The organism is Streptomyces sp. (genome assembly GCF_050698815.1).
In the GTDB taxonomy this organism is placed as follows: domain Bacteria; phylum Actinomycetota; class Actinomycetes; order Streptomycetales; family Streptomycetaceae; genus Streptomyces.
In genome coordinates this window covers 1-4,399 of record NZ_JBOHCV010000635.1, presented here as the reverse complement: position 1 = coordinate 4,399, position 4,399 = coordinate 1, and the positions used below count along the sequence as shown (strand labels likewise).

At 70.8% G+C, this 4,399-nt stretch carries 5 protein-coding genes and 1 pseudogene; all 6 read right to left on the bottom strand.

Translation table 11 applies throughout. The features are described from left to right. Positions 1–507: ABC transporter permease (locus tag ACRDP3_RS22960; RefSeq protein ID WP_431518894.1), on the bottom strand; the 507-nt coding region annotated here is incomplete at its 3' end. Between the two features lie 19 nt (positions 508–526). After that, positions 527–1,648: an ABC transporter substrate-binding protein gene (locus ACRDP3_RS22955; RefSeq protein WP_431518893.1), complete on the bottom strand. Its 1,122-nt coding sequence runs from the start codon at positions 1,646–1,648 to the stop codon at positions 527–529. Positions 1,649–1,793: 145 nt separating this feature from the next. After that, the gene (locus ACRDP3_RS22950; RefSeq protein WP_431518892.1) at positions 1,794–2,402 is read right to left on the bottom strand and encodes a helix-turn-helix domain-containing protein; all 609 of its coding nucleotides are present in this window, start codon (positions 2,400–2,402) and stop codon (positions 1,794–1,796) included. A gap of 508 nt (positions 2,403–2,910) precedes the next feature. Then, the gene (locus tag ACRDP3_RS22945; RefSeq protein WP_431518891.1) at positions 2,911–3,237 is read right to left on the bottom strand and encodes an antibiotic biosynthesis monooxygenase family protein; all 327 of its coding nucleotides are present in this window, start codon (positions 3,235–3,237) and stop codon (positions 2,911–2,913) included. Between the two features lie 47 nt (positions 3,238–3,284). Then, positions 3,285–4,118: an ECF transporter S component gene (locus ACRDP3_RS22940; protein WP_431518890.1), complete on the bottom strand. Its 834-nt coding sequence runs from the start codon at positions 4,116–4,118 to the stop codon at positions 3,285–3,287. Then, a pseudogene (locus tag ACRDP3_RS22935) lies at positions 4,115–4,399 on the bottom strand (cobalt ABC transporter ATP-binding protein); the annotation flags it as partial. The gene ACRDP3_RS22940 and the pseudogene ACRDP3_RS22935, both read right to left, overlap by 4 nt.

Here is a 4,399-nt window from a genome sequence, read left to right as displayed (position 1 = left end):
GAGCTGCACCATGCCGATCACCACGCCGGTCTGGGTGCGGATGAGCTGCACCGGGCCCAGACCGGCCGACCCCAGGCCCTGGTTGATGACGCCGGTGTCCTGGAGCAGGATCACCCAGGCGAAGGTGCGCACCATCAGGCTGGTCCAGAACGGCACGAGCACCAGCAGCGTGAGCCACATCCGGGCACGCGGAGAGGCGATGCTCATCGCATAGGCGTACGGGTAGGACAGCACCAGTGCGAAGAGAGTCACCCACCCGGCGGTGACGAACGTCCTGCCCAGGATCTCCAGGTTGCCTCGCTCCCCGAAGAACCAGGCGAAGTTGACCAGCCCCGGCCGGGGATCGGTGAACGCGCTCCACAGCGCGGACCCGAGGGGGTAGAGGAAGAACGCGGCGAGGGTGACCAGCGGGGGGAGCAGCAGCAGCGCGTAACCCCTGCCGCCGTCGGCGCCGGCCCGCCCGGCGGGTGCGCCGGGCGCGGCCACGGTCTTGTTCAGCACAGCCATGACAAGGACCGTCCCCGGGTCAGGCGCCCAGCCATGCGGCCCACTTCTCGGTCATCGCCTTCTGGTGCTTCGACCACCAGGCCGGGTCGACGGGCAGGGCCTTCTTCTTCAGCCCGGGGCGGGTGGTGAGGTAGGAGGCGCCGAGCTTGTCCAGCTTGGGGTCGGCATCGGTGTTGACCGGTGAGTAGGAGGTCAGTTCGGTGAGCTTCTCCTGCTGCTTCGCGCCCAGATAGTGGTTGATCAGGGCCATGGAGGCCTTGGGGTTCTTCGCCCCCTTGGGAACGCTCAGGGTGTCCATCACCGGCAGCCACTGGTTCCACTGTGCCGCGTACGGGGCGCCGTTCTTGACCGCCGCGTAGGCGCGTCCCGTCCACATCATGGCCATGTCGACCTCACCGGACTCCAGCAGCTGCTGGGCCTCGGCGCCGGTCTTCCAGAACACCGTGTCGGAGCGGACCGAGCTGAGCTTCTTGAGCGCCCGGTCCTCGTCCAGCGGGTAGAGCTCGTCGGCCGCGACGCCGTCGGCGGTCAGGGCGGCCTCCATCGGCCCGGGTGAGGCGTCGCCCGGGATGCCTGGTATCGCGCGCTTGCCGGGGAACTTCTTCGTGTCGAAGAAGTCCTGCCATCCCTGCGGGGGCTTCGCCCCGTACTTCTTCTTGTCGTAGACGAGCACGACGCCGTACTCCATGGCCGGTACCGAGCACTTGGTGGCCATGCCCTCGGGGACCTTGGACTTGTCGATCACCTTGTAGTCCAGCGGCTGGAGCAGGTCCCCGCAGTGGGCACCGGACCAGATCCCGTCGGTGTCCACCACGTCCCAGGTCACGTTGCGGCTCTTGACCTGCGCCTGGAGCTTGGCGTAGTCGGTGGGCCCGTCCTGGAGCACCTTGGCCCCGGAGGCCTTGCTGAAGGAGTCGATCGCGGCCTTCTCCTGCCCGTCCTGGTAGAAGCCGCCGTACGAGGTGAAGGTGAGGTCGACGCCCTTCAGGGCGCCCTTCTTGACGGCGCCCGCCTTCGCGGGGCCGGAGCCGAGGTCGACCTCTTTGGGGCCGGAGGGGCCTCCGCAGGCGGACACGAGAAGCAGCGCGGCGGCGCCGGCGGCGACAGCGGCGGTGGTGAGGGGACGTGGTGTGGAGGGCATGGTGAACCTCTCGGGGGCTGATGGTCACTGTGTTGGATCCGTGCCCGAGCGCGTGGGGGTCGCAGGGGTACGACGGGGCGGCGCCGGGGTGAGGGGATCGCCGGCGGGGAGCTCGTGGTGGGCGGGGCTCGGGGTCGGACGCCGGTCAGGCGCCCGTGCGGGTGGGCGGGCTGATGATCCAGAGGACTTCCGCGGGCTCGGAACCCTCGTTGACCATGCGGTGGGGGGTGGACGTGCGGTACTCGCTGGTGTCGCCGGCCGCCAGTTCGTGGCAGGCGGCGGACTCCGCGGGTCCGAGGCACAACACGATGCGGCCGCGGAGCACCATGAAGATCTCCTGGGCGTCTCCGTGGGCGTAGGGCTCGTCCCCGGTGGAGGCTCCGGGGTCGAACTCCCCGCCGTAGATCTCCAGGTTCTGCAGGGGCCGGGGCGTGATGAGGTACTTACGGGTACCCGGGCCCGCAGGGAGTTCGGGCCGATCGGCGTGGCGGACGACCCGGTGGCCGACCGATGCGCCGGGCGCGAACAGGTCGGCGACCGTGATGCCGAGGGCTCCGGCGATCCGCCGCAGCATCCCGACGCTCACACTCGTGCGCCCGTGTTCAAGCTGGCTGATGAAGCTGGGGCTGGCCCCCGCCTCGGCGGCGAGGCTGCGCAGCGTCATCCGGCGCATCGTCCGGTACGCCCGGATCGCGATCCCGAGGCGGACCTCCTCCGCCTCGGGGCCCGGTTGAGGCTGCGTCACCTGCGCCATCGAACATCCCTATCTCTCTCACTGAACACAGTGTTCAGCGTGATTGAAGGGAAATTACACTGGGGCCCGGCCACCTTCAACCCCCGCGCGGGAAAGAATCGCGGGCCGGGAGCTCTCGCTTCCGTCCCGGCGTGCCCCGGCGGCGTGCTGGTGAGTCCGGCAGATCGTGGAGTCGACGTTCACCGTCCACCCGATGCGACCGTGCGTGTTGGCTCGCGGCTGGAGCTTGGTGAGCAGCCCTGCCCACACTCTCCAGCTGCAGGGGTCCGGGCGGCTCGGGGAAGCCAGCGTCCGAGTCGCTCTGAGGTGGGGATCGTGTGCGGCCTGAGGCGTACCGCCGAGCGGCTGATCCGCCTGCCGGCCTACCCGTGATGCTGCCCGCCGGGGGTCAGTGGGCCGTCGACGGGGCTTCTCCGCAGGTGTATCGGGGAGTTGGTCCGCGAGCTGCAGGAAGCGCGGGAAGGGTCGCATGGCCGATTGGCCAAGGAGGTCAACACGGCTTTCTCTGTCAGGCGCGCTTCGGCCCTTCCTGCTGGACCACTTCGAAGGACCACAGGGTCGAGTCCGTGGACGCCGGCTTCGGCCGCTCACCCTCACCCTTGCCCTCGCCGTGCGCGCGTTTGGCGGGGCCCGACATCCACGCCTGGAAGTCCTCCTCGCTGCGCCACTTGGTGTACACGAGGTACTGGTCGGTGCCCTCCAGCGGGCGCAGCAGCTCGAACCATTCGAAGCCGTCCGACCCTTCGACGGCGCCGGCCCGCGCGCTGAAGCGCTTCTCCAGCACCTCCCGTTGGTCCGCCGGGACGGTGAGGGCGTTGATCTTCACGATGCTCATGTCGCCCATCGTGCCGCACAGCCGCCCGCCCCCGCGCCGCGGGCCTGTCAAGGGCGCGGCTCGAAGGTCACCGGTGCGTCGAAGGCCGCTCGGCGCGTGGCGCGGCGCAGCGCGCGCAGCACGGTGCCGCCGAGGGTGAGGGTGAGGAGCACCGTCAGCGCGGCTCGCGGTACGTCCCAGCCGAGTGAGGTGGCCAGTACGTACGCGACGTAGCGTGCCAGGTTCTCGGCCAGCGGGTCGCCGGGGACGAAGGAGACGCCGGAGCCGAGGCCCGCGATGTAGGGCCAGCCCTGGAGGTTCATCACCAGCCCGTACAGCAGCGCGGCGAGTGCGCCGTAGGCGGCCAGCAGCAGCAACTCCCGCCGCCCGCGCAGCCGGTCGGTCGCGGGCAGCAGACCGGCGCCCATGGCGACCCAGCCCATGGTGAGCATCTGGAACGGCATCCACGGTCCGACCCCACCGGTGAGCAGTGCCCCGGCGAACATCGACAGCGCGCCCAGCACGAAGCCGAACCCCGGTCCCAGGACGCGTCCGGACAGCACGATCAGGAAGAACATCGGCTCCAGACCCGCCGTGCCGGCCCCGAGCGGCCGGAGCGCCGCCCCCGCCGCGGCGAGTACACCCAGCATCGCGACGGCCTTCGCGTCCATCCCGGTGTCGGCGATCGTCGCGACGACGACGGCGAGCAGCAGGGGCAGCAGCGCGGCGAAGAGCCAGGGCGCGTCCTGGGAGTGCGCGAGTCCGGAGGTGGAGTCGGCGAGGAGCGGCCAGCCGAAGGCGACGACGCCGCTGGCGCTGGTCAGCGCGAGGGCGGTGACGGAACGGGGGCCGAGACGCAGGGGCCGCGGTGCGGTGGATCGCGGGGGGCGGGGCGTGTTCACTCCGACGCCCCCTCGTCGGCGGGTTCGTCCGGCGGTTCGCCCTCCGCGCGCAGCGCGGCGCGCACCTGGGGGACGGTCAGCCAGCGTTCCGGTGCCAGGATCTTGGCCACTTGGGGGGCGAAGGCGGGCGAGGAGGTGACCACTTCCGCCGCGTGGCCGTCGGCGACGATCTCGCCCTGGGCCAGGATCACCACCCGGTGGGCCACTTCCGCGGCCAGTTCCACGTCGTGGGTGGCAAGCACGATGGCGTGGCCCTCGTCCGCCAGTGCGCGGAGGATGCC

Bases quoted from the DNA above. Each gene is read 5' to 3' on its own strand.
- ACRDP3_RS22950 (WP_431518892.1), bottom strand. From the start codon at position 2,402: ATGGCGCAGGTGACGCAGCCTCAACCGGGCCCCGAGGCGGAGGAGGTC.
- ACRDP3_RS22955 (WP_431518893.1), bottom strand. From the start codon at position 1,648: ATGCCCTCCACACCACGTCCCCTCACCACCGCCGCTGTCGCCGCCGGC.
- ACRDP3_RS22945 (WP_431518891.1), bottom strand. From the start codon at position 3,237: ATGAGCATCGTGAAGATCAACGCCCTCACCGTCCCGGCGGACCAACGG.